General features: G+C 57.3%; 16 protein-coding genes and 2 rRNA genes. 12 read left to right on the forward strand and 6 right to left on the reverse strand.

Going from position 1 to position 24,440, the window contains the following annotated elements; translation table 11 throughout:
• Positions 1 to 143 precede the first annotated feature (143 nt).
• Together C2L66_RS21145 and rrf are read left to right on the forward strand one after the other, a co-directional pair.
• Positions 144 to 3,025: ribosomal RNA gene (locus tag C2L66_RS21145) — 23S ribosomal RNA — on the forward strand.
• A gap of 144 nt (positions 3,026 to 3,169) precedes the next feature.
• Positions 3,170 to 3,283 (forward strand): 5S ribosomal RNA (gene rrf, locus C2L66_RS21150).
• A gap of 231 nt (positions 3,284 to 3,514) precedes the next feature.
• On the opposite strand, the gene C2L66_RS21155 is transcribed toward rrf, so the two are convergent.
• Positions 3,515 to 4,447 (reverse strand): DMT family transporter, encoded by a 933-nt coding sequence (locus tag C2L66_RS21155; protein ID WP_060603199.1) that lies wholly within the window; start codon positions 4,445 to 4,447, stop codon positions 3,515 to 3,517.
• A gap of 124 nt (positions 4,448 to 4,571) precedes the next feature.
• On the opposite strand from C2L66_RS21155, the gene C2L66_RS21160 reads away from it, so the two are divergent.
• Positions 4,572 to 5,498: a LysR family transcriptional regulator gene (locus C2L66_RS21160; protein WP_060606802.1), complete on the forward strand. Its 927-nt coding sequence runs from the start codon at positions 4,572 to 4,574 to the stop codon at positions 5,496 to 5,498.
• Between the two features lie 262 nt (positions 5,499 to 5,760).
• Here C2L66_RS21160 and C2L66_RS21165 read toward each other — a convergent pair whose 3' ends face one another.
• The 3 genes from C2L66_RS21165 to C2L66_RS21175 all read right to left on the reverse strand — a co-directional run bounded on the left by C2L66_RS21165 (position 5,761) and on the right by C2L66_RS21175 (position 9,902).
• Positions 5,761 to 6,687: a SphA family protein gene (locus C2L66_RS21165; protein ID WP_063803381.1), complete on the reverse strand. Its 927-nt coding sequence runs from the start codon at positions 6,685 to 6,687 to the stop codon at positions 5,761 to 5,763.
• A 212-nt stretch (positions 6,688 to 6,899) separates the two neighbouring features.
• Positions 6,900 to 8,489 carry a hypothetical protein gene (locus C2L66_RS21170; RefSeq protein WP_060603194.1) on the reverse strand — a complete coding sequence of 530 codons (1,590 nt, stop codon included), beginning with the start codon at positions 8,487 to 8,489 and terminating at the stop codon, positions 6,900 to 6,902.
• A 162-nt stretch (positions 8,490 to 8,651) separates the two neighbouring features.
• Positions 8,652 to 9,902, reverse strand: a complete 1,251-nt coding sequence (locus tag C2L66_RS21175; protein WP_060603190.1) for an IS701 family transposase — start codon at positions 9,900 to 9,902, stop codon at positions 8,652 to 8,654.
• 290 nt (positions 9,903 to 10,192) lie between these two features.
• Here C2L66_RS21175 and irlR point away from each other — a divergent pair, with 290 nt between their 5' ends.
• The 3 genes from irlR to C2L66_RS21190 all read left to right on the forward strand — a co-directional run bounded on the left by irlR (position 10,193) and on the right by C2L66_RS21190 (position 14,241).
• On the forward strand, positions 10,193 to 10,876 hold the full coding sequence (irlR, locus tag C2L66_RS21180) for a heavy metal response regulator transcription factor IrlR (RefSeq protein ID WP_054934602.1): 684 nt from the start codon (positions 10,193 to 10,195) through the stop codon (positions 10,874 to 10,876).
• Between the two features lie 441 nt (positions 10,877 to 11,317).
• Positions 11,318 to 12,715, forward strand: coding sequence for a heavy metal sensor histidine kinase (locus tag C2L66_RS21185; protein ID WP_082670392.1), 1,398 nt, complete (start codon positions 11,318 to 11,320; stop codon positions 12,713 to 12,715).
• Positions 12,716 to 13,080: 365 nt separating this feature from the next.
• Positions 13,081 to 14,241 carry a porin gene (locus tag C2L66_RS21190; protein ID WP_060603188.1) on the forward strand — a complete coding sequence of 387 codons (1,161 nt, stop codon included), beginning with the start codon at positions 13,081 to 13,083 and terminating at the stop codon, positions 14,239 to 14,241.
• A 333-nt stretch (positions 14,242 to 14,574) separates the two neighbouring features.
• Here C2L66_RS21190 and C2L66_RS21195 read toward each other — a convergent pair whose 3' ends face one another.
• The gene (locus tag C2L66_RS21195) at positions 14,575 to 15,327 is read right to left on the reverse strand and encodes a MipA/OmpV family protein (protein WP_082670391.1); all 753 of its coding nucleotides are present in this window, start codon (positions 15,325 to 15,327) and stop codon (positions 14,575 to 14,577) included.
• 421 nt (positions 15,328 to 15,748) lie between these two features.
• Here C2L66_RS21195 and C2L66_RS21200 point away from each other — a divergent pair, with 421 nt between their 5' ends.
• The 4 genes from C2L66_RS21200 to C2L66_RS21215 all read left to right on the forward strand — a co-directional run bounded on the left by C2L66_RS21200 (position 15,749) and on the right by C2L66_RS21215 (position 19,617).
• Positions 15,749 to 16,063 carry a hypothetical protein gene (locus tag C2L66_RS21200; protein ID WP_224101833.1) on the forward strand — a complete coding sequence of 105 codons (315 nt, stop codon included), beginning with the start codon at positions 15,749 to 15,751 and terminating at the stop codon, positions 16,061 to 16,063.
• Between the two features lie 5 nt (positions 16,064 to 16,068).
• Positions 16,069 to 16,728: a hypothetical protein gene (locus C2L66_RS21205; protein ID WP_233445021.1), complete on the forward strand. Its 660-nt coding sequence runs from the start codon at positions 16,069 to 16,071 to the stop codon at positions 16,726 to 16,728.
• A 115-nt stretch (positions 16,729 to 16,843) separates the two neighbouring features.
• On the forward strand, positions 16,844 to 18,265 hold the full coding sequence (locus C2L66_RS21210; RefSeq protein WP_060603181.1) for a heavy metal sensor histidine kinase: 1,422 nt from the start codon (positions 16,844 to 16,846) through the stop codon (positions 18,263 to 18,265).
• Positions 18,266 to 18,780: 515 nt separating this feature from the next.
• A complete protein-coding gene (locus C2L66_RS21215; RefSeq protein WP_060603177.1) occupies positions 18,781 to 19,617 on the forward strand; it encodes an EAL domain-containing protein in 837 nt (278 codons plus the stop codon).
• Positions 19,618 to 20,603: 986 nt separating this feature from the next.
• Here the strand turns inward: C2L66_RS21215 and C2L66_RS21225 are convergent.
• Entirely contained in the window at positions 20,604 to 21,623 is a 1,020-nt protein-coding gene (locus C2L66_RS21225) for a GlxA family transcriptional regulator (RefSeq protein ID WP_060603176.1), read from the reverse strand.
• Between the two features lie 513 nt (positions 21,624 to 22,136).
• Between C2L66_RS21225 and C2L66_RS21235 the strand changes: the two genes are divergently transcribed.
• Complete coding sequence (locus tag C2L66_RS21235; protein ID WP_054934611.1) at positions 22,137 to 23,411, forward strand: serine hydroxymethyltransferase; 1,275 nt, start codon at positions 22,137 to 22,139, stop codon at positions 23,409 to 23,411.
• A 43-nt stretch (positions 23,412 to 23,454) separates the two neighbouring features.
• Positions 23,455 to 24,426: a dipeptidase gene (locus tag C2L66_RS21240; protein WP_042314023.1), complete on the forward strand. Its 972-nt coding sequence runs from the start codon at positions 23,455 to 23,457 to the stop codon at positions 24,424 to 24,426.
• Positions 24,427 to 24,440: the final 14 nt, after the last annotated feature.

Consider the following 24,440-nt stretch of genomic DNA (forward strand, 5'->3'; position numbering starts at 1 on the left):
GAGTAGGTGAATCAGGGTTGTGATTGTATCAATGTATTTTTTGAGTTCATCGAAAGACGAACCTGGAATACGGCACAACGCGAATACTCAGCCTGTAGCGAGTGAGTCTGTCGTGGCAACACGACGAGACACACCCGTTATAGGGTCAAGCGAACAAGTGCATGTGGTGGATGCCTTGGCGATCACAGGCGATGAAGGACGCGGTAGCCTGCGAAAAGCGGTGGGGAGCTGGCAAACGAGCTTTGATCCACCGATATCCGAATGGGGAAACCCACTCCTTATGGAGTATCCATGGCTGAATACATAGGCCATGTGAAGCGAACGCGGTGAACTGAAACATCTAAGTAACCGCAGGAACAGAAATCAACCGAGATTCCCAAAGTAGTGGCGAGCGAAATGGGACCAGCCTGTACTCTTTATCTTCGTTGTTAGCCAAACGCTCTGGAAAGTGCGGCCATAGTGGGTGATAGCCCCGTAGGCGAAAACAGCGAGGAAGAACTAGGTGTACGACAAGTAGGGCGGGACACGTGAAATCCTGTCTGAAGATGGGGGGACCATCCTCCAAGGCTAAATACTCGTGATCGACCGATAGTGAACCAGTACCGTGAGGGAAAGGCGAAAAGAACCCCGGGAGGGGAGTGAAACAGATCCTGAAACCGCATGCATACAAACAGTCGGAGCCTCGCAAGGGGTGACGGCGTACCTTTTGTATAATGGGTCAGCGACTTACATTCAGTGGCGAGCTTAACCGATTAGGGCAGGCGTAGCGAAAGCGAGTCCGAACAGGGCGATTCAGTCGCTGGGTGTAGACCCGAAACCAGGTGATCTATCCATGGCCAGGATGAAGGTGCGGTAACACGTACTGGAGGTCCGAACCCACTAACGTTGAAAAGTTAGGGGATGAGCTGTGGATAGGGGTGAAAGGCTAAACAAACCTGGAAATAGCTGGTTCTCTCCGAAAACTATTTAGGTAGTGCCTCGTGTATCACCTTCGGGGGTAGAGCACTGTCATGGTTGAAGGGTCCATTGCGGATTACTTCGCCATAGCAAACTCCGAATACCGAAGAGTGCAATCACGGGAGACAGACATCGGGTGCTAACGTCCGGTGTCAAGAGGGAAACAACCCAGACCGCCAGCTAAGGTCCCCAAATATGACTAAGTGGGAAACGAAGTGGGAAGGCTAAAACAGTCAGGAGGTTGGCTTAGAAGCAGCCACCCTTTAAAGAAAGCGTAATAGCTCACTGATCGAGTCGTCCTGCGCGGAAGATGTAACGGGGCTAAGTCATATACCGAAGCTGCGGATGCGTGCATTGCACGCATGGTAGGAGAGCGTTCCGTAAGCCTGCGAAGGTGCGTTGAAAAGCGTGCTGGAGGTATCGGAAGTGCGAATGCTGACATGAGTAGCGATAAAGGGGGTGAAAGGCCCCCTCGCCGTAAGCCCAAGGTTTCCTACGCAACGTTCATCGGCGTAGGGTGAGTCGGCCCCTAAGGCGAGGCAGAAATGCGTAGCTGATGGGAAGCAGGTCAATATTCCTGCACCAGTGTGAAATGCGATGGGGGGACGGATCGCGGAAGGTTGTCCGGGTGTTGGAAGTCCCGGTCGCTGCGTTGGAGAAGGTGCTCTGGCAAATCCGGGCACGGAATTCAAGGGCGTGGCGCGAGCTCCTTCGGGAGCGAAGCAATCGGAAGGGGTTCCAGGAAAAGCCTCTAAGCTTCAGTTTCACATTGACCGTACCGCAAACCGACACAGGTGGGCGAGATGAGTATTCTAAGGCGCTTGAGAGAACTCGGGAGAAGGAACTCGGCAAATTGGTACCGTAACTTCGGGATAAGGTACGCCCCTGTAGCTTGACGCCCCTGCGGGCGAAGGGTGAAGGGGTTGCAATAAACTGGTGGCTGCGACTGTTTAATAAAAACACAGCACTCTGCAAACACGAAAGTGGACGTATAGGGTGTGACGCCTGCCCGGTGCCGGAAGATTAAATGATGGGGTGCAAGCTCTTGATTGAAGTCCCGGTAAACGGCGGCCGTAACTATAACGGTCCTAAGGTAGCGAAATTCCTTGTCGGGTAAGTTCCGACCTGCACGAATGGCGTAACGATGGCCACACTGTCTCCTCCCGAGACTCAGCGAAGTTGAAGTGTTTGTGATGATGCAATCTCCCCGCGGCTAGACGGAAAGACCCCATGAACCTTTACTGTAGCTTTGCATTGGACTTTGAACCGATCTGTGTAGGATAGGTGGGAGGCTATGAAGCTGGAACGCTAGTTTCAGTGGAGCCGTCCTTGAAATACCACCCTGGTTTGTTTGAGGTTCTAACCTTGGCCCGTGATCCGGGTCGGGGACAGTGCATGGTGGGCAGTTTGACTGGGGCGGTCTCCTCCCAAAGTGTAACGGAGGAGTACGAAGGTACGCTAGGTACGGTCGGAAATCGTGCTGATAGTGCAATGGCATAAGCGTGCTTAACTGCGAGACCGACAAGTCGAGCAGGTGCGAAAGCAGGTCATAGTGATCCGGTGGTTCTGTATGGAAGGGCCATCGCTCAACGGATAAAAGGTACTCTGGGGATAACAGGCTGATACCGCCCAAGAGTTCATATCGACGGCGGTGTTTGGCACCTCGATGTCGGCTCATCTCATCCTGGGGCTGTAGCCGGTCCCAAGGGTATGGCTGTTCGCCATTTAAAGAGGTACGTGAGCTGGGTTTAAAACGTCGTGAGACAGTTTGGTCCCTATCTGCCGTGGGCGCTGGATATTTGAAGGGGGCTGCTCCTAGTACGAGAGGACCGGAGTGGACGAACCTCTGGTGTACCGGTTGTCACGCCAGTGGCATCGCCGGGTAGCTATGTTCGGAAGAGATAACCGCTGAAAGCATCTAAGCGGGAAACTCGCCTTGAGATGAGATATCCCCGGGGCTTCGAGCCCCTTGAAGGGTCGTTCAAGACCAGGACGTTGATAGGTCAGGTGTGGAAGCGCAGTAATGCGTTAAGCTAACTGATACTAATTGCCCGTAAGGCTTGATCCTATAACCGGTGTGTTTTACGCATCAGGTTGAGATCGGTGTTGTGCCAGAAACAACACAACCCCATACCCTCTTTACGCTTCTTCCCGATTGGCTGTGGCGCGACCAGGTTACCCAACCTCCAGCGCGACGCAGCAACCCGTCATGCCTGATGACCATAGCGAGTCGGTACCACCCCTTCCCATCCCGAACAGGACCGTGAAACGACTCCACGCCGATGATAGTGCGGATTGCCCGTGTGAAAGTAGGTAATCGTCAGGCTCCTTACCCAAGACAAGACCCCGCCCTCAAAAGCGGGGTCTTGGCGTTTTTGGGCGCCAAACCTGAGTGTGCCTGATTCTCGGCTCGCACCGGCCGCAATTCGCCTGATTGCCGTCGATACTCGCAATTGAGTTAGTCCCCTCCGCACTTCGGCAACGACTGCTGGGCAAATCTTCGTCCTCGATGTCCCTTTGCGGCTTCGCTACAGGTGTCCGAGAAACCGCACGCGCATCAGGCTTCGTTCGAGACCACTGAACGCATTTCGACCCGATCGTTGGCGCTTTTTTTCCAGCGTGCTGTTGCGAGCACAGATGCCATTACCATCAACCCGCCTCCGACCCAGCCCCAGATAGACAGGTGCTCGCCAAGCCACGCATACGCGAACAGCGCACCAAAAGCCGGTTCGCTTCCCATCAGCAGCGCAACCCGGGTCGGGCTACTGCGCTTGACGGCAAAATTCTGCGCGAAGAATGCGAACAACGTGCACGCAGCCACCAGATAGCCGATGCTCATCCAGAAGCCGGCGTGTCCAGCGAACGTTGGCAGCGCAGGCCACGGCTGCGACGGACACACGAACGCCGCGATAACACTGCCAACCGCGACGGTGCCTGCCTGTACCGCCGTCACCGACAGTGGAGCGAGTGTCGAGTCGCGCATGACACGCCTCGTCACGCACATCATTAGCGCGCGGAGCAGCGCAGCCAAAAGAATCAGCGCATCGCCTGCAGTCGGAATGAAAGCGCCGCCACTCACCAACACGGCGCCAGCTAACGACAGCCCGACGGCAATACCTTCAACGCGCGACGGCTTTCGATGCAGCAGCACCCATTCGACGAGCGGCGTGAGCACGACACACAAGCTGATAAGAAACGCTGCGTTCGAAGCACGTGTCAGCGATATCCCAAACGTCTCGGCCAACAGGATGCTGAGCAGTAGCGCACCCGTGGCAAGCGTGCCCGCCAGTTCGGACGCCTTCGCCTGCCGCAGCGAACGCAAAGCGGGCGACAACACCACGAAGGTCAACCCAAAGCGCAGCGCCAACAGTCCCAGCACGGGATAGAACGCGAGCGCGCTCTTCGCGACGCCATAGCTTGTGCCCCACACCATCGCGACCGCGAGCAGCATGAGGTCGGAAATCCAGAGCAAGCGTTTTTGCTTCGACATGGCGGACCGTCTATTTCTGTTAGCACAGTCCAAATTGTCGAGTATTGCGTCGAAAACTATAATTGGGTCTCGCGGAACATCTTTTATGTCGCAGGTGCACAGATGTGTCGATGTGAGCACGGCAATGAATCCCACTGAGCTTTTTGCGTTGTTACCGGACATGGCGACTTTTGCCCGGGTCGTCGACGCAGGCAACTTCTCGGTTGCCGCGCGCCAGTTGGGCAGCACGCCGTCGACGGTAAGCCGGCAGATCAAGCGCCTTGAAGAAGCGCTTGGCACGCGCTTGCTGGAGCGGTCGACGCGCAGTGTCCGGGTCACCGACTCGGGCGCGCAGGTCTACCGGTATTGCCGCGACATGGTGGGCGCGGCGTCAGGTGCGGTCGATGTCGCGGGCCAGATGGTTGGCGAGCCGCGCGGCAGGGTCAGTATTAGCGCGCCAATTGCATTTGCCCGATCCGTTATCCATCCGCTGATCCCTGGATTTCTGCGCAGCTTGCCGGACGTAGACGTCCAGTTGATTTTCGCCGACCGCGAAGTCGATCCGTTACGCGACGACGTCGATATCGTGATTCGCCTGACCCGTTCGCCTCCGCTGGGTCTCGCTGCCCGGCGGCTCGGAACCGTGAAATGGCTGCTATGCGCGTCCCCCGCTTATCTCGAGGCACATGGGACGCCGACCGAACCGCGCGATCTTGCCCGCCACGAATGCCTGTTTCTCGGAGAAACGGCTGACGACAATCGATGGCATTTCCGGCGTGCCACCGAGACGCAGACGCTGGAAGTAAGAGGGCGTTATATCGCCAATCATGCGGGCGCCCGTCTCGAGGCGGCGTTGCAGGATCTGGGCATTGCGATCTTGCCTGACTTTGCTGCTGTAGAGGCGCTGGAGCAAGGCGGCCTCGTTCAGTTGCTAGTCGATTGGGAGTTTGAGGCGCGCTCGTACATGGGGCCCGTCTGGTTGTTGTATCCCCCTAACCGCTTTCTTCCGTCGAAGGTGCGAGCGCTGATCGATTACCTCGCAAGCCACTTGCACGATAGCGCGGATGACTGAGGTGTCCCGGCAGCGCTGACATGGGTATTGTATTCCGTGACAGAAGGCCGCCCGTGCAGTTCGGAATTGCCCTTCTGCCGGATTTCATGCTGACGGCATTTACGCCTGAACTATACCGGCGGCCGGAACGGGTATTGGTCGTCGGTCGGCGAATGGATTGAGGAAACCGCTGGCGTTTGGCTGGCTGCGGTATTCACCGTTATTGCAGGGGCTGGAACGATCCTCCAGATCGTTCTTCTGCTAGTGCCCATCTGGAATCGGGCTATTCGAAGGCTGCACTCAACGACAACTGCACCGCATTTCCGCTGGGTCTTGCCTTGGCGGAAAATTCGTTGACCCATCGGAGATTCGCGGAAACGGGTGTTTTCCCAATCTTGCCGGCCCAGCCTATCGTTGGACCCATGCCGAGGGAATAGCCCTTCGCGCCACCGATCAAATCAGCGGTGGGGCCAGTATCGTTGCCGAGCTGCTGAATCCACCCACCTACGACGCCTACGCTCCATCCGCTCCTGAAGCGTTTGAGCGCCAGCACATCGAGTACGCTGACTGCGGCATTGTGATAGTTCGTGGCGCTATTCGTTGTGTAGAACTCGACACCGTAATTGATGGTCAGCTCGAGGTTGTTGCTGGGAAACAGCCTCGTATAGGCGATACCCGGTGTAAATGTCCAGGTGTTCTGACCGGCATTGGCAATACGATCGGGATTGTAAGCGCCCGTCGGTGCATAGATTTGCAGACTGAGTGCAGTGTAGTCAGTGGGCGAGAGACGATATCCCGCAATGACAGGTGCAAAGAAGAGATCGGCGAACTGGGTGGCACTGTCTGGACGCAGAAGTCCGTTGAACGACGACGCATTGGAATATTGAACAGGTACGCCAATGGATGAAGCAAAGTTCCATCCACCCAGGTTGACTCCCCAGGTCTTCACCAGGTTGGCGATCGTGTAGACGACCTGATAATCGAGGCCGCCCGTTATCTGATTCCCGGTAGATACTTTCTTGCTGGCGCTAAGCGATCCATCGTAATAGATGGTCGCCCACGAGACAATCCACTCGCTGTTGGGCGGGACGATTCCCCCGTATGGCGTTACCTGCTGACCGGTTATGGGGCGACCAACGCCCGTTTCAGTCGCCGACGAATTTTGCGTCATGCCGGCCACACACAAGATCGCCAGCAGACTATCGGTCATGTATTGAATCAAGCGACGCTTATGCATAGTGTTGTCTCACGATTCTGCTTGGTGTTCACGATGGGCTGAAGGGCGCAGACTGGCCTGCCGCAATGAGTGGGCATTCCATGAGGTTTAGCGGGTTAACGTGTGTCTGCGCGTAAAGGCCGGGAGTAGGGGCCGACCCGGGATGCTTCCAGAGATCGGCCCGTCGCTCAGGTTCGGTGAGGCAATCAGGTTCTTGCCGGATCTTTCAGATGCACGCGAACCGGGCCGCCGATGCTATTGAAGATGAGGTCGCCATTGGGTGCGTACTGGATGATTGCGTAAGCGCCGTTGCCGAGATTGTCTTTGCCGAACTCGACGCGCTGTACGGTTTTACCCGTGTCCCAGTCAAGACCTGTCAACTCCCAGCCGGTCTTCTTGTAATAGCCATTCACAAAGACGATACCCGACGCTGAACTGACGCTCGGTACCATGCTGATCGAAATCACATCGCCTCTCGTCCAGACGGATTGCCACCGATGCGCCTTCGGGTCCCACTCGAAACGCTCCGTACCGTGGCCCGGCTGGTTGACGGGACCAAGCGCCAATACGTCGACAAGCTTGTCTTTTTCGCCGGATTGCGAAATGTTGTTGACGACAAAAGCGCCATAGCCCTTCACGACCACCGACTGTTCTGTCTGAATGAATTTTGGCAAGGGTGTCAATCCGGCCGTCACGGCGATCTGGCCTGCAATGCGGCGCGATTTCGCTCCAGCTGGCGTTTGCCAGCCGGTCGGGATTTTATTGCGCCAGAAGGCGACCAGATGCATGCGATTTGCGCCGTCGGTGATCACGACAAGCTGGTCCTGATCCCGTCCGAATCCCATCAGCGTAGGCGTGGAGCCTGTGCCATTGCCAAGCTTGATGGTTGGGGGTTGATCGCCAGTGTCGTAGGGCGACGTCCAGGCGCCGTCCGCAGGATCATCGGAGAGTCTGGTGCCCGTCCAGACGAGCTTATGCATGATTTTGTTCGAGGCGATGTAGATGCCATTCTGATCGTCGATCGCAAATGAGTTAGTCACGACTTCACCCGGTGCGAGACGTATCGTTCGGGCCTTGCCTTCGAGTGAACGGTCGAGAACACTCACCGTGAAATTGGAGGCGACGACGAGCTTTCCGTCATAGGTGATGCCAGTGCCAACGAGGTACGCGTCCGGACCGATCACTGAGCGCATATCGATCGTTTTGATGACCTTTATCCCGGCAGATGGGTTCTTCTCGTCGATCAGACTGAATTTCGTCAAGAAGCCGTCGGCGGTGTTGTAGTACACGCCGTTATCTTTATCCACGACCGAATAGACGCCATTTACTGCGCGTGTCCAATCGAGGCCGTAGATATCGGTCACCGCTTTTTGCACTTGCGCGGCATTACTGAAATGCTGACCCAGAACCCTGTCGTGCAACTGTGCAGAGATGATCTTCTGGCCTGGCGCCGCGATGCGAGCGACTTCCTTGAATCCGCCGTTCGACACGTCGATGTAGGTGACGCCTTCACTGGAGACACCCCACATATAAGACGGAGACGTCGACGCCAGCGTCATGATGTTGACTGGCCCCGCAACAATCCGTTTCTCCTTGCGAAGATCGACCTCGAACGTGCCGCGTGGAACGGCATACGGAAAAGAATCGCTCTGGGACGAATCGAAATGGGTAATGGCGTATTTTTCTGCGGCCAGATAAGGATTGGGTTTTGGGTTGGCGGGGAGGTCTTGCGCAAGGAGAGTGAATGCAGGAATGAGGGTGGCGATACCTGCCAACAAACGAAAGCGCTTCGACATGAATTATCCTTTATCGCGGAATTGCGATCATGAAGTGTCCGCAACACGGAGACACAAGAATGAGCAAACCAGATCATCTACTTGGCTGGACAAACGGATCGCACGGAACCTGTGCAGCGATTCGAGTGGATTGGTGATGACGGATCTTGGCGGTGACCCGGATCACGCGCCAGATTCCGGGTAGATTGATAATCTTCGGGTAGCGAGGTCTCGCTCACTCGCCAGCCGTTCTCCAAGATTGAAGCCATACGAAGCCGTGCATAGCGTGGTGTGGTGATGAAATCCTCTCCAACCCCGGCCCGAATAGTGGTCAAGTCCGAAATCCTGCCGAAGTTCCTCGTGGTCCCGATCCGTGCGCCAGTGGTAATGGGCGGCTGCGACGAGATCATTGATCGACGTGTCTTCAGGCAGTGTCGAAAGCCAGTATCTGACCGGTTCCGGTTCGCCCAGCGGCCACTTCAATAGCAGCCATTGCAGTGGCTGCAGTCGCGCCCAGCATGCATGGCTGTCGGCATGCTGCACCCGCGCCACGCCAAAGCGGCTGCTTCTCAGATTGCCATTTCCTTCGCGCCAACTGATCGTCTGCAACGCATGTGCCGGCATCTCCATGGCCAGCGCTCTGACGCTGATGGGGTAGTGATCGGCCGTACGCCATGTTTGCGACGGCAGACGTCCCGTTTCCCTGTATCCCGTTGACGGCAGCGCTTCGGCCTGCGGGCGCCAGATGCGTGCCTGCGACGTGACACCCAATACGTACGGCAAGCCGAGGTCGATTAACCCTTGCCTGAACTCCGGGTCCATGCCGTAGCTGACATCGGCGAGCACGGGGCGCGAGGGCGTTCCCCCGGCAAGCAGCTTCTCGACTTGTTGAAGCGCAAGTTTCGGCCTGGTCGCAAACTGCACGTCGGCGGGGACGCCTGCCTTCCTGCGCCGGATCGGATCGTCGGCCCATGCGCGCGGCAAATACAGTCGCCAGCCGATCGGAAGGCTGGCGCTTTCGCAGGCTAGCGAAACACTCACGGCAATTTGACATTTGTCATATCTGCCCGATGCTTCGTGATTTTGTCTCGCGACGCCCACTGGCTGGCTGCCACGCTTTGGAAACGTATTGCAGCCGATGATCCACCAACCGCTGCGGGATAAGCCCGCCATTTGCGGGGTCACCCAGCGGGCGACCTGTCTGAGCAGTTCGTCATCGCACCACGGGGCCCTGGCCACGAAATGATGTAGCGCCTGACGCATTGCTGCCGCGCGTGCAGGCTGAAGATCTTCCGCAATGGCATTCGTGCTCTTTCGCTCTAACGGTCGCATTAGACCCGTGCAATAGTCGCGCAGGCCGGCAATATGATGCTTGTGTCGAAACCCTTGAGAAAGATATTCCAGGTATTCATCGAACCGTTGAGATGTACTCATTGCATTGAAATTGCTTCATTGGACGCCGGGCGTTACTGTCGCATTCGCGAAATATTGCATGAGCGAATCGCGGCTGCGGAAACCGTGGAAATTCGATTCATGTAGCTTGACGTTTGAACGCTGCGTCTGCATGAGGCGAACATGACATTCCTGTCATGTTCGACGCGGCGTGAGGCTTCTGAAGAACGACAGAGGAGAAGCAGACTTCCACGGAAACCATCGCTTTGCTATTGTTGTGCGCCTGCTGGAAGGTCTTCGGACCGCAAGTGATTCAAACGAGGTACCAGGTGATGCGAATTCTGATTGTCGAAGACGAGGGCAAGACCGGCTTATATCTACGCAAGGGTTTGACGGAAGCAGGATATGTCGCCGACTGGGTAGAGGACGGCATTTCCGGACAGCATCAGGCTGAAACGGAGGACTACGACCTCCTTATCGTGGATGTGATGCTGCCAGGGCAAGACGGCTGGACACTGTTGCACAATCTCAGGCGCAGCAAGTCGACGCCGGTTCTCTTTCTGACCGCGAGAGACGACGTAGGAGACCGCATCCGGGGGCTCGAACTCGGCGCTGACGACTATCTCGCGAAACCCTTTGATTTTGTCGAACTGACTGCACGCGTAAAGTCGATCCTTCGCCGCGCGCGGCCGCAGGATTCGAATACGCTCCGTGTGTCCGACCTCGAACTCGACCTCACACGTCGTAAGGCCACGAGGCAGGGAAGAGTCATTCTGCTGACCGCAAAAGAGTTTGCGCTGTTGTGGCTTTTGATGCGGCGCGAAGGGGAGATCCTCCCGCGCGCGATCATTGCGTCACAAGTCTGGGACATGAATTTCAGCAGCGACACGAACGTGGTGGATTCGGCCATCCGCCGGTTGCGCTCCAAACTGGACGACCCTTTCGAATCCAAGCTGATCCATACCGTCAGGGGCATGGGCTACGTTCTGGAAGTCCGAAGCCAGGCGACACCGTGATTCGCTCGTGAAGCACGGGTACGTGTTTTCAATCGATGCAATGTGCTGACGAGTGCGCGTTTAATATGCATCGCGAATTCTTTGTGCTTTCTCAAAGTTGCCCCTGTTGCCCGCGTGCTTAATCCCATGGCAGTGGCAGGCGCAGTACTATTCTTTCGTCCGCAGCGCGGATGAGGCGGGCCGAGTCGGCATTGCGACGCGTATCGAAAGTCAGCGCTCTGCGCGAGCCGTTGCTTCGTCAGGAATGGGCTGATGCTGAACGGCAAGGTGAGCGATGGACCGGACACTTGTCGGCGGTCGGAACGGGAAAGCAAATGTGTCGTGGATGCGCAATTCTGACGTGGTCGGCGTGTGCATGCTGCCAGAAAGACGCGGGCACAAGATTGGCAGCCTGTCGGTTCACGGCTTGTAACTCGCGGCAATAGCGTGTGGCAACCAATCATGCTTCGCTATTTGCCAGCTAGCCTGCGTATCCGGCTCACTGTGCTGATCGCTTTCTATGCATCCATAGCGTTCGCCGTCAGCGGATTTGTGGTCTATGAAGCCATGATGAGTCGTGTCGAAGCGAATGCAACCGACAAGATGGAACAATTGATGTCGGCACTCCAGGTTCACCTTGTCGAAGTGAAATCGACGGACGGGATTACACGCGATCCCGATGCCTGGACAGAGCATGTGCATGGGCGCGAGTACGTGGCATTCGCGATGTTTGACGTGGCTGGTAAGGAGTTGCTTTCGACGCGAGGCTTTCGCAATTACCCGCCGGTTCTGGATGTCCAGACGCCCCGCAATCCTGTCAATCTCTCCACACCCACTACCGCATTGCGATATCTCGTGGCCATCGTGCCGCTCAACGGGCGTGACAGCCCGGCGGTTCGTGTCGCCGTACAGTACGACAGCAGTGAAGAGCACGAGTTGGTAAGGTCGAATGCCGAGATCATTTTTATCATGGGGACAATAGGCATTCTGCTTGCGGCTATCTCGGCCTACGGCGTGACGATGCTCGGGCTAAGCCCTCTGCGTCGCATTGTCACGCGAGCTGAGCAGATGTCGATCGACGGGCTCGGGCAACCGTTGCCGAAGCTCACAAGCTCAACCGAGCTGTTGGAACTCGGACAGGCGTTCAACGGTATGCTGGCGCGTCTGGACGACTCGTTCACACGCTTGAGCGAGTTCTCTTCCGATCTCGCACATGATTTGCGCACCCCGCTCACGAATCTGCGAGCGGCGGCTCAGGTCGCTCTCGCGCAGTCGCGTGCTGCGCCCGAATACCGCGAAGTGATTGAATCGAGCGTAGATGAATACGAGCGCTTGTCGAGAATGATCGACGATATGCTGTTTCTTGCGCGCGCGGAGCGCGCTGACCTGTCGCTATCGATCTGCGAGTTCGACGCAGCAGCGCAAGCGCGTCGCGTCAGCGGTTTTTACGAATCACTGGCGCAAGCGGCCGATATCGCCATCGATGTCCGTGGGCAGGGAATCATTCACGCCGACTTGCTGTTGTATCAGCGCGCGGTCAGCAACCTGCTCGCTAACGCGATCGTGTATGCGCCACGCAATTCGACTATCGACATTGAATGTTGGGAGCAGCCGGATGCGGTCGTGGTTCTGGTGTCCGATCGCGGTCCGGGGATTGCGCCGCCGAATGCGGAACGGATCTTCGAACGTTTCTACCGCGCCGATCCACCGCAGGGAAAAGCCATTTCCCACGGTGAGGGACTCGGGCTTGCCATTGTCAAATCGATCATGAATCTGCACCACGGAGCGTGCGGCGTGAAAAGTGACCCAGCCGTCGGAACGACATTCTGGTTACAGTTCCCTGTTGAAAAAACTCATTGATGCACGGCATGGCAGGCGTGATTGCTTTGATGTTAGAGGGAAAGCATCAAAGCGGGCGAAACTGGAGAGCGAAGTTTTGACACTATTGAACCGTGTGCGAATCGAGAAGATGTGTATTCGTCGGGACAAAGGCAATGTGGAGCACCCTATATCGAAACACGTACCGATCTATTTATGTCTTTTAAAACAACTGTCTATGCATCCTGGTCACGTAGCAGTTCCATTTCGATGGTATATCGCGGTGTCACACTAAAGCGAAAGTGCTTCAAATAAATGGAATACTCGGCAATCTGATTCGTCAGATTTCCGATTGCTTCTGCCATATGAGCAATCGGGAGATTTCCATGTACTAAGGAGTTTGAAGCATGAAACAACAAATCGTTCTCGCCTGCGCTGTGGGTGCCTTTGCGGTGAGTGCGCACGCACAAAGCAGCGTCACTCTGTATGGCTCGATCGACGCCGGCATCACGTATGCGAACAACGTCAGCGGAAAGAGTGTCTGGCAACAAGGTAGCGGCAATCTGTCGAACAACTACTTTGGCTTGCGCGGTGCCGAAGAACTCGGCGGCGGCCTGAAGGCCGTCTTTACGGTAGAAAGCGGCTTCGATCTGAACAACGGCGGCTTCCATAACAACGACGATATCTTTAACCGTCAAGCCTTCGTCGGACTGAAGAGCGACCGATATGGCGCTGTGACGCTGGGACGTCAATACGATTCGACCTCGGAATATCTCGGGCCGCTGTCGGCTGCAGGTGCTGGCTTTGGCAACAATCTCGCCGGCCATCCGTTCGACAACGACAATCTCGCGCAAACATACTCGACCAAGAACGCGGTCAAGTACACCAGCCCGAACTATGCGGGTGTCGAGTTTGGCGGCATGTATGGTTTCAGCAACGACGCGAACGGCTTTGCGAACGGCCGCACGTGGAGCCTGGGCGCGAGGTACGGGACTGGTCCACTGAGCGTCGCCGCAGGTTACACACAATCGGATAACTCAGGTGGACTCGGCGGAGCGAACAGCGCAGCGTCGGCAAGTCAGAACATTTCGGCGACGCTGCAGCGCACTTACGGTTTGGGCGCCACTTATGCGTTCGGCCCGGCACAGGTCGGTCTGGTGTGGACGCATTCGCAGATCGACGGCCTCGCGAGCCTGTCGAGCGGCGGTGCTGCACTGCCTGGCCTTACGGGGATGAACCTGCATCTGGACAATTATGAAATCAACGGGCAGTACAGGCTGACGCCGGCACTGGCAATCGTCAGTTCGTACACGTTCACTGACGGCACGGTGACAGGCAGCAACAGCGGCAATTCGCCGAAGTGGCACACATTCGTGTTGGGTACCGACTATTCGCTGAGCAAGCGGACGGACGTGTACCTGGCCGGCGTGTACCAGCACGCTTCTGGCTCGCTCGGTTATGACGCGAACGGTAACGGCATCGCGAACGTGGCGTCCATCAACCTGCTGTCGCCGTCGTCAACCAACAACCAGGCCGCAGCAACGATCGGACTGCGCCACCGCTTCTGATCGACGGGAGATCGGGCAGATTGCAGAATCCGTGATCTGCCCTTTGCGAAGCGAGGGGAGTGCGAAGTCGAAATCCGCCCGCATGGTTGGTGGGTCTTCGCTGGTAGAAGGACGGTGAAGGCCCGTCTGGTAGTGCATCGAAAGTACTGTTCGAGGCCGCTCGCGAACCTTCAGGTTCAGATCGACGCGTCATGGACTGAACCTGCTCAGCGGGACGATATGCGCGGATGCGCGTTTCAGGAAGGTGAATTGAAACTGGGCCGTCCGAGTACCGGACTGCGCTCACGAACATCCGGATGCATGTGCAGGCACATGCATCCGGCAGCGATGGAATCAGAACCGGTACGCCAGTCCTACCGATCCGAAGATAGCAGCCTTGTGTTCGACGACTGGGCTGTCGGCTGCGTCGCCCACCAGACTGGACACACCCAGCACGGCAGCCGTGCTCCAATGCGGGTTGAGCTGATGCTTCCACGTAACGCTGGCGTCGACACCCTTGATGCCCCCGGAGGGCGAATATCCGGCGAGCCTCGACTGGCTTGCAAGTGACTCCTGCTCGGTAACGCCGAAATAAGTATTCATGTAATCCCCATTACCGAAGGTTGCGCCCACCGCCAGGTGGACCGTGTTTTTCGGCGTCGCCAAAGCAGCGTAACTGCCCGCGAGACGGACCTTAAGACCATATCCACTGTGAGTCGCCTGCAGCGCATTGAGCGACGCGTGCCACTTGCCGCGACGCCAATCCACGAACGCGCCGACGCGGGCCGTATTTGAGATATCGTTGGTTCCGGCAAGGCGAGATGAATCGTCCGCGTCCCGCCCAAAATCGAACTGCGCAATCAAACCCGTCGAAATGCCGGCTCCGATCGGATAGCGTATTCCGGCTGAGAGTCCGGAAACAAAAAAGAGTCCATTGTCGTAGGCGAATAATGGCAATGGCAGTGCGCGGTACGATGCCGCACCATCGTATTTGGGCATGACATTGACTTGTGCGCCAAGCGAGGCCTCGGCGGAGTGGGCAAATCTTGATGAAATCACCATGGCCGCGCCAATGGTTAGCGCTGCTGCGGCGTGGAGATATCGCATGTTCGATTCCTTAATGATCGATCTGAAATCCAGGACCGACAATGGCGCGCTAGAGCGTCCACCATGGGCGAGACGCTGGAGTTCGATCAGTTGAATAGGGTTACTTAATAAATAGAACGCGTTTGAAAAATTGAAGCGATATGGAATCTATTTTCCGGAGACGCGTTTGTTCATCAATTGATATTCAGATCGGGTGTGTGGATTAAATAGGTGCGTTGACCGGGCCGGAATGAATTTTTACTCTACCTTCGTTCTGAGGATTGGGTCGTCCATATTGGTCATTTTTCGATCCGGACTTTTATTTGAATAAGGAAATTTATGTTTTATCAATGATCTTACTGTTACTTGAATTTCAAACTGTAGGTCGTGTTAAAAAATGGCGTCTAGCGTATGCGTGTGAAGAGAACCCAAGGAACTTCCAATGAGTTACTGGCAGGTGTTGATACATACGGCCAGGGCGATCCCGATCCTCCTGGTCGATCACAGTCTATGGCGCTCGATCCGCACACACCTCTTGGGGTTGACTATCGATATTTGCGAGATCGCGGGGCGCGTCGGTGCTGTTCTTCTTTTTCCCGTTGTCGTGCCGATTGTGTCGCTTCTGATTGCAGCGTCAATGCGCCGGGAACGATGCGAACGGGAAAGCACTTCGAGTTCCGTGGGCCTGGGCGATCGTGATGTCGGAGGAGACCGGAAAGTTGTCTGGCGTGCGCCGCGCGAACCGCTATCGGAATAACCGGGGTGAGTTACCTCGAGAAAAGAATCCCTTTAAACAGGACAATTCGGATGATTAAAGCAACGACGTTGGCAGTGGCGGTTATCGTTAGCATGAGCGTCGCGCCGTGGGCGAGCGCGCAGACCGCTCAACCCGCTTCGGGTGTGCAAGAGCAATCCGCGCTTGCCGCACGGGTACAGGCGCTTCTCGCCACGGCGCCACCCGTGGAGATCAAGGCACGGATCGCCGATATCGACCGTGCATCGCGCATCATTACCCTGCATGGTCCGAAGGGACACGACATCGATGTTGCGATAGGTCCGCAAGTCGAAAATTTCAATCAACTCCGCGTTGGCGATCATGTTGAAGTGCTCTACAAAAACGCGTTGCTCGTGTCGGCGGACAAGGTCGCTGATGCGGACAAGGGGATTCGCAAGCGCGTCGATTCGAGCGTGTACCAGTCGACACCGTCGGGATACGGCGCCGCGCGTCAGATCGAGGTTCAGGCCACAGTGCTCGATATGAACGCCAGCAAGCGCGAGGTGCGGTTGCGAGGGGCCTATCAGGCAGTCACGCTCGTAGTCGGTCCTGACATCGACTTCAAGACTTTGAAGGTGGGCGATACCGTACATGCCGTGTTCGTATCGGCGTATGCGACGCGGGTGACGCCTATTAGTGCGCATTAGGGCGAGCCTGCAAGCAGCAGCTGGACACGCAAAGAAGTCTATCGGCGCGTACAGGCACTTCTCTGACTTTCCGGCACGGGCGACGCTCGACAAGAACGAGGCAATTGCGTAACCGATGAACAATCGATTCTTGCCGCGAACTCTGGGGGCGAGGTTAACCGCTCTGATTTTTTTCTCTACCTCGGTCATTCTGGCACTCAGTGGCGCCGCGCTTTATGAGGCCCTGCGCAGTCGAATGTCCTTGGCGGCGAGCGGTCATATGCAGGCGACGCTTGAGGCACTGCAAGCCGATCTCGCAAACGTGCGCGCGACGAGTCGCATCTCGAACCATCCCCATGTCTGGACCGATCAGATGGAGGGCCATCAGAACATGGATATGGCCATCTACGATATGGCCGGACGCCGTCTCGTCAGCACGCGTGGCTTCCAGCCATTTGCACTGCTCGGCGATCTGCCGCCGGATCGCCGGAATGCCGCGTTCGATACCCGAGGCGCGAGGTTTCGCTATATCACGGCACTGGCGCGGCTCGCCGGAGACTGTGTATCGGTGCGCGTCGTGGTCCAGTACGACAAATCGGAAAACCTTGCCTCGTTGCGCGCGCACGCGTGGACGATCATGCTGATCGAAGTGGTGGGTGTAGGAATCGCAGCAGCATTTGCGTACGCCATTACCGTGTTCGGGCTCAGCCCGCTTCGACGCTTCGTCTCTTATGCGGAGGAGATGTCCACGTGCCGTCTCGCGCAACCTTTATCTGGATTCGATACATCGCAGGAGTTGAAGGAACTGGAGCACGCTTTCAATGGCATGCTTGAAAGGCTGAACGATTCGTTTACGCGCCTCGGCCAGTTCTCCTCGAATCTCGCACATGATATGCGTACGCCGTTGACGAATCTTCAGGCAGCGGCGCAGGTGGCACTGTCGCTGCCGCGCAGCACGGAGGAATACCGTGACGTCATCGAGTCGAGTGTGGAGGAGTATCAGCGTCTGTCGGGAATGATCGAAGACATGCTTTTCCTTGCACGCTCGGAGAAAGCACACACGCTAGTCAAGGTCTGCTTGCTTGACGCCGTAGTCGAGGCCGGACGGGTGGCGGGCTACTACGAGACCGTGGCATCCGATGCGGGCGTCACCATCGAACTGAGCGGGCGCGCCGAAGTTCGCGCGGACCTGCTGCTTTTCCAGCGTGCGTTGAGCAATCTGCTTTCCAATGCGCTGGCCCATGCGCCTCGCGGGTCGGTTATTTTCGTCACATGCCGCGAGGAAGCCGGTGCAGCGGAAATCGCGGTCACGGATACGGGCGAGGGCATTGGGCGAGAGCATGTCGATCGCATCTTTGAACGGTTTTACCGAATCGATCCGTCGCGGCACAATCGCGGCTCGGGAACCGGCCTCGGACTCGCGATCGTGAAATCGATTATGGAAAACCATGGTGGCCAATGCGGTGTGGAGAGCTGTCCGGGCGTGCGCACTACGTTCTGGCTCCGATTTCCTTTTGCAGACGTGAACCGGGAAGCGGGTTCCGGCGACACGTCCTGAATTCGCGACGCAGGTGGCGGGCTCTACCGCCACACCTTCAATCAACTGCTATCGCTGAACGTTTAAAGCGTCGCGCTCGTTCGTCTGGTGCCGCTCAAATGCAGATGTCCTCGCGCATTGTGGCGCGCGCTCCAACGCTGAAGAAGTCCTTCGGGAGGTGATTGCCAGGTCGAGTACATTGCCCACCTCCGACGACATCGAGTTTGACGGCAATGCGACTGTGACGCTGGTCAATCTGTAACCATCCCATCCATGTCTGGACACGACGAGCGCGGTGACCAGACATGTCATGTGTGAACGGAAATGTTCGATAGAACCCATCATCCCCTACGAGGACACGAGAGTGGCTGATCGGCGGGCGTGGCAGACGGAAGTCAGATTCGAGTTGTTCACACAGTTTGCCAATTGATCGTGCCGCCGGATCGCCGACCATGACGCGTTTATCATGTCTGCGTCATGCAAGAGCAGCGACGGGACGGCATGCTATGTACTCCGCCCGTCAATCGCACGATTTCATGATTTCCGAACTCGCACTACTCGAGCAGCTGAGGCTGGCTATCGCCCGTAAAACCCTGGAGGTGTTTTATCAGCCCGTCATCAGGCTCGCCGACAACACCTGCGTCGGTGTCGAATCGCTACTCAGATGGCGGCTGCACGGCCAGGATATCTCGCCGGAGATCGTCGTTGGCTTGGCGGAACAGCATCAGCTGATGGGACCATTGACCGATCTCGTGCTCCACAAGAGCCTTGACGACCTGGCGTGCGTACTGAGCTCGGATCGATCGTTTCGCGTTTCGATCAATGTGGGCAGCGACGACCTTCGCAGCGTCCGCTTTCTGGATGTTCTCGCGCAGGCGTTGAAATGGACGGGCGTCCGCGCTTCGCAAGTGGGCATCGAAGCCACAGAAAGAGGTTTCATGCATCCGGATGCGACGCGTAGCATCATTGCCGCGCTCAGATGGGCGGGGCATCCTGTGTACATCGACGATTTCGGAACAGGATATTCCTGTCTTTCTTACCTGGGGACATTTCACGTCGATGCGCTGAAGCTCGACAAGGCATTCGTCAATCCCGTCGAGAATGCGCACGCCAGCAGCGTGGTCGCACCGCACATCATTGCGATAGCACATGATCTGGGAATGGAAATCGTCGCCGAGGGCATCGAATCGGCGGCGCAGGCGGAGTATCTGATGCGCAAGGGGGTGCAGTATGGACAGGGCTGGTACTTCGCGAAAGCGATGCCTGTTGTTGAATTATTGCCGTGGCTAGCGGAACATGCGCAATCGGTGAAGCGGGATGAGCGCAGGCGTTGTGCCCGTTCTCCACGTTTGCAGCTATTGCGCACGCCATAGAAAAGCGCGAAACGCGCGTTTCGATCGCCGATTCGAGATCGAGGTCCACCGTGGTCACAGGCGTATTGATACTTTGTGCGCGCATCGATGTCAGCGTGTCGAGGGCGGGCTGGGCTCACACGGCAAATACGTCGTTCACGTCGGGATTTGCTTTTAGGGTTTGGGTTTCGGTTGGGCTGGGTTGGTTTTTCGCTGGCATCCGCGAATCGTTAGCGTGCTTCAAGCGTCGCCCCTGTGCGGGGCGGCACCTACTTTTCTTTGCCGCCGCAAAGAAAAGTAGGCAAAAGAAAGCGGCTCACACCGCCAGCGCTAATTCTTGCCTGAGGGCCCCCAAAGGTTCTTACGCTTCACACGGCAATCACATGACCCACGTTTGTTGCCAACGCTCTGAATGAGCGCTTCACCCGCTTCACACACCTGCGTTCCAGCACGCCGCGCCAGATAGTCCCCGGCCGCCCAGGTGGCAAACTGTGTGTAGGCTTTCGCGCCATACGCGCACCACTTCGGACCGATAGCGCACGCGTCCCACCTTGTAAGAGCGCCACCCTATACGACGCGACAACCTACACACAGTTTGCCACCTGGGCGGCACATACCATTCGCTGCCAGTGGCACATGTACGGATGTTTGAAGCGGGTGAGGCGTTGATTCGGAGCGTTGGCAACGGGCACTCACCAGGGCACTAGCGTGTGAAGGATGGGGACGTTGGGGGCCCGTGGACAAAGGTCAAGCACTGGCGGTGTGAGCCGCTTTCTTTTGCCTACTTTTCTTTGCGGCGGCAAAGAAAAGTAGGTGCCGCCCCGCACAGGGGCGACGCGTGAAGCGAGCTAGCGCATCGCGGATGCCAGCGAAAAGGCCATAACACCGAACGGCGACGACGCGTGAAGCAAGACAACAAATCGCGGATGCCAGCGCAAAGGCAACCCAAGGATACCAGCGCAAAGCCAACCAACCCAACAACCCCGCGCAACAACAATCAAAAACCCTCACGCATGCACACTAACCCCACCAATAGAATTACTAATCACCGCATGCGCAAGCGGCGCGACCTGCTTACGCCGCTCCCGCGTAGGAGCAGTACCAAAAGCATCCCGATAGCTCTTACTAAAATGACATGCCGACTGAAACCCGCACGCCATCGTGATATGCATGATCGACATATCCGTCTGCAACAAAAGCTCCCGCGCGCGCCTTAACCGCAAAGTCAGATAGTAATGAGTAGGCGTCATCCCAAGATGCTCCCGGAACAATCGCTGCAACTGTCGTTGCGACATATTCGCAAGCCTCGCGAGTTCTTCCCGCGATAGCGGCTCTTCAATATTGTTCTCCATCAGAGCAATGACTTCGAACAACGACTTGTTCGCAGAACCGAGCCGCGCCACCAGCGGCATCCGTTGCTGCGCGCTGTTATCGCGCACATGCTCGACGATAAACTGCTCGGCAATCTGCGTGACACGCGGCGTGCCGACGCGCGCGGCAATCAGGTTGAGCATCATGTCGAGCGGCGCAACCCCGCCAGTGCACGTCACGCGATCGCGATCGATGACGAAGAGCTCTTTCAGGAACCGCGTGTCGGGAAACTCCTCCTTGAGCGCCGACATGTTCTCCCAGTGAATTGCGCACGCATAACCCGCCAGTAATCCCGACTTGGCGAGCGCATACGTGCCCGTGCACAGGCTGCCCAGCGCAACGCCCGCGCGCGCGAAGCGCCGCAGCGTCGACTGATGCTCAGGCGTGGTCACGCGCTGCACGTCAATGCCGCCGCATACGAACACGATATCGGGTGTGCCCACGCAATCGGCCGGGCCAGTATCCACGGACAGACCGTTGCTGGCGCTGACAGGGCCTCCGTCCGGGCTGATGATCGACCAGCGGTAGAGCGTCTGCCCGCTGAGATAGTTGGCCATGCGCAGCACCTCGATCGCATTCGTGAACGCGATCATCGTGAAGTTGGGCAGCGGCATGAACGCGAAGTGCGACAACGACGCGGTTCGATCGGGCGACATGGTTCGGGCGTTCCTTCAGCTCGATGTTCTGTTACGGCCGAGTGGGGAAACGGCCTTTCTTATTCTGCGAGTGAGCGCAACAAGCATGCCATACGGCTAAACCCTGGCTGGATAACCTCGTTGCGGCAGTGCATTCGCGCGATCGCACCGGCGCTGTGCAATGTTGGCACTGTCCGCGAGCCTGACGCGCTCCCATGCGGTGCTCCTTGCACGAACAGATAACCGCCGGACGCTGCAACGCACCATCGCGAAATCGCATCACTTTACTGCATTGACACCACGGATAAGCACGACCGGTCGATTCCGTCACTTGTCCAAAACGGACTTGCATGGCGGAAAAGGCAAAGAACGCGTCTGAAATCGTAAATTGACCGGGCAGGCGAAAGACAAGAATAGAGTCGTCGGTGGAGGTGGTGCAAAGCCAGTCCAGTCAAGGGATAGCGCGGAATCGGACAGTTGGCCTCGCACTCGCTTTTCGCTTTTCAGCTATCAACGGTCAACTGAACGGAAGCCATGTCGAACGCCAACCCATTCTTCTCGCAGTCCCTCGCCGAGCGCGACGCAGCCGTACGCAAGTCGGTCCTCAAGGAACTCGAACGCCAGCAGTCGCAGGTCGAGCTGATCGCGTCGGAAAACATCGTGTCGCGCGCCGTGCTCGAAGCACAAGGCTCGGTACTGACGAACAAGTACGCGGAAGGCTATCCCGGCAAACGCTACTACGGCGGCTGCGAATTCGTCGATGAAGTGGAAGCGCTCGCCATCGAACGGATCAAGAAGCTCTTCAATGCAGATTTTGCGAACGTGCAGCCGCACTCGGGCGCGCAAGCCAACGGCGCCGTGATGCTCGCGCTCGCCAAGCCGGGCGACACGATCCTCGGCATGTCGCTCGACGCAGGCGGGCACCTGACGCACGGCGCGAAGCCGGCGCTGTCCGGCAAGTGGTTCAATGCGGTTCAGTACGGCGTGGATCGCGAAACCTTGCGCATCGACTACGACCAGGTCGAAAAGCTCGCGCACGAGCACAAGCCGTCGCTGATCATCGCGGGCTTCTCCGCTTATCCGCGCGTGCTGGATTTCGCGCGCTTCCGTGCGATCGCCGATAGCGTCGGCGCGAAGCTGATGGTCGACATGGCGCACATCGCCGGCGTCATCGCGGCAGGCCGTCATCCGAACCCGATCGAACACGCCCATGTCGTGACCTCGACCACGCACAAGACACTGCGCGGTCCGCGCGGCGGCTTCGTGCTGACCAACGAAGAAGACATCGCGAAGAAGATCAACTCGGCCGTATTCCCCGGTCTGCAAGGCGGCCCGCTGATGCATGTGATCGCGGGCAAGGCCGTCGCATTCGGCGAAGCACTCGAAGACAACTTCAAGACCTATATCGACAACGTGCTGGCAAACGCGCAGGCACTCGGCGAAGTGCTGAAGGAAGGCGGCGTCGACCTGGTGACGGGCGGCACCGACAACCATCTGCTGCTCGTCGATCTGCGCCCGAAGGGCTTGAAGGGCACACAGGTCGAACAGGCGCTCGAACGTGCGGGCATCACGTGCAACAAGAACGGCATTCCGTTCGATACGGAAAAGCCGACGGTCACGTCAGGCATTCGGCTCGGTACGCCGGCGGGTACGACGCGCGGCTTCGGCGTTGCCGAGTTCCGTGATATCGGCCGCCTGATTCTCGAAGTATTCGACGCACTGCGCACGCATCCCGACGGCGACGCGGCAACGGAACAACGCGTGCGCCGCGAGATCTTCGCGCTGTGCGAACGCTTCCCGATCTACTGAACCGCTCTATCCATATGAAAGCCCCACAGCTACGGAGTCAACAATGAGCAACCTGCACGACAGCAGCATCATTATCGACGGTCTGAACATTTCGAAGTTCGACCGCTCGGTGTTCGAGGACATGAGAAAGGGCGGCGTCACCGCGGTCAACTGTACGGTCTCCGTGTGGGAAGACTTCCAGAAGACCATCGACAATATCGCGGAAATGAAGCAGCAGATCCGCGAGTACAGCGAGATTCTCACGCTCGTGCGCACGACGGACGACATTCTGCGCGCCAAGAAAGAGAACAAGACGGGCATCATCTTCGGCTTCCAGAACTCGTATGCGTTCGAGGATAACCTCGGCTATATCGAAGTGTTCAAGGAACTCGGCGTGAACGTGGTGCAGCTTTGCTACAACACGCAGAACCTCGTCGGCACCGGCTGCTATGAACCGGACGGCGGCCTGTCGGGCTATGGGCGCGAAGTGATTCAGGAAATGAACCGCGTCGGCATCATGGTCGATCTGTCGCATGTGGGCGGAAAGACTTCTTCCGACGCAATCGCCTGCTCGAAGAAACCCGTCACGTATTCGCACTGCTGCCCGTCGGGTCTCAAGGAGCATCCGCGCAACAAGAGCGACGAGCAACTGAAAGAGATCGCCGACGCGAACGGCTTCGTCGGCGTGACGATGTTCGCACCGTTCCTCAAGCGTGGCCCGGATGCGACCGTCGAGGACTACCTCGAAGCGATCGACTATGTGATCAATGTGATCGGCGAAGACAAGGTGGGCATCGGCACCGACTTCACGCAAGGCTACTCGACCGAGTTCTTCGACTGGATCACGCACGACAAGGGCCGCTATCGCCGTCTGACGAACTTCGGCAAGGTGGTGAACCCGGAAGGCATCCGCACGATCGGCGAATTCCCGAACCTGACGGCTGCAATGGAAAAGGCCGGCTGGAGCGAATCGCGCATCAAGAAAGTGATGGGCGAGAACTGGCTGCGCGTGTTCGGCGAAGTCTGGAACGTCTGATAAGCGAAACCCGA

Origin of the sequence: Paraburkholderia caribensis, assembly GCF_002902945.1 — a bacterium.
In the GTDB taxonomy this organism is placed as follows: domain Bacteria; phylum Pseudomonadota; class Gammaproteobacteria; order Burkholderiales; family Burkholderiaceae; genus Paraburkholderia; species Paraburkholderia caribensis.

Bases quoted from the DNA above. Each gene is read 5' to 3' on its own strand.
- C2L66_RS21155 (WP_060603199.1), bottom strand. From the start codon at position 4,447: ATGTCGAAGCAAAAACGCTTGCTCTGGATTTCCGACCTCATGCTGCTC.
- C2L66_RS21160 (WP_060606802.1), top strand. From the start codon at position 4,572: ATGAATCCCACTGAGCTTTTTGCGTTGTTACCGGACATGGCGACTTTT.
- C2L66_RS21165 (WP_063803381.1), bottom strand. From the start codon at position 6,687: ATGACCGATAGTCTGCTGGCGATCTTGTGTGTGGCCGGCATGACGCAA.
- C2L66_RS21170 (WP_060603194.1), bottom strand. From the start codon at position 8,489: ATGTCGAAGCGCTTTCGTTTGTTGGCAGGTATCGCCACCCTCATTCCT.
- C2L66_RS21175 (WP_060603190.1), bottom strand. From the start codon at position 9,902: ATGAGTACATCTCAACGGTTCGATGAATACCTGGAATATCTTTCTCAA.
- irlR (WP_054934602.1), top strand. From the start codon at position 10,193: ATGCGAATTCTGATTGTCGAAGACGAGGGCAAGACCGGCTTATATCTA.
- C2L66_RS21185 (WP_082670392.1), top strand. From the start codon at position 11,318: ATGCTTCGCTATTTGCCAGCTAGCCTGCGTATCCGGCTCACTGTGCTG.
- C2L66_RS21190 (WP_060603188.1), top strand. From the start codon at position 13,081: ATGAAACAACAAATCGTTCTCGCCTGCGCTGTGGGTGCCTTTGCGGTG.
- C2L66_RS21195 (WP_082670391.1), bottom strand. From the start codon at position 15,327: ATGCGATATCTCCACGCCGCAGCAGCGCTAACCATTGGCGCGGCCATG.
- C2L66_RS21200 (WP_224101833.1), top strand. From the start codon at position 15,749: ATGAGTTACTGGCAGGTGTTGATACATACGGCCAGGGCGATCCCGATC.
- C2L66_RS21210 (WP_060603181.1), top strand. From the start codon at position 16,844: ATGAACAATCGATTCTTGCCGCGAACTCTGGGGGCGAGGTTAACCGCT.
- C2L66_RS21215 (WP_060603177.1), top strand. From the start codon at position 18,781: ATGATTTCCGAACTCGCACTACTCGAGCAGCTGAGGCTGGCTATCGCC.
- C2L66_RS21225 (WP_060603176.1), bottom strand. From the start codon at position 21,623: ATGTCGCCCGATCGAACCGCGTCGTTGTCGCACTTCGCGTTCATGCCG.
- C2L66_RS21235 (WP_054934611.1), top strand. From the start codon at position 22,137: ATGTCGAACGCCAACCCATTCTTCTCGCAGTCCCTCGCCGAGCGCGAC.
- C2L66_RS21240 (WP_042314023.1), top strand. From the start codon at position 23,455: ATGAGCAACCTGCACGACAGCAGCATCATTATCGACGGTCTGAACATT.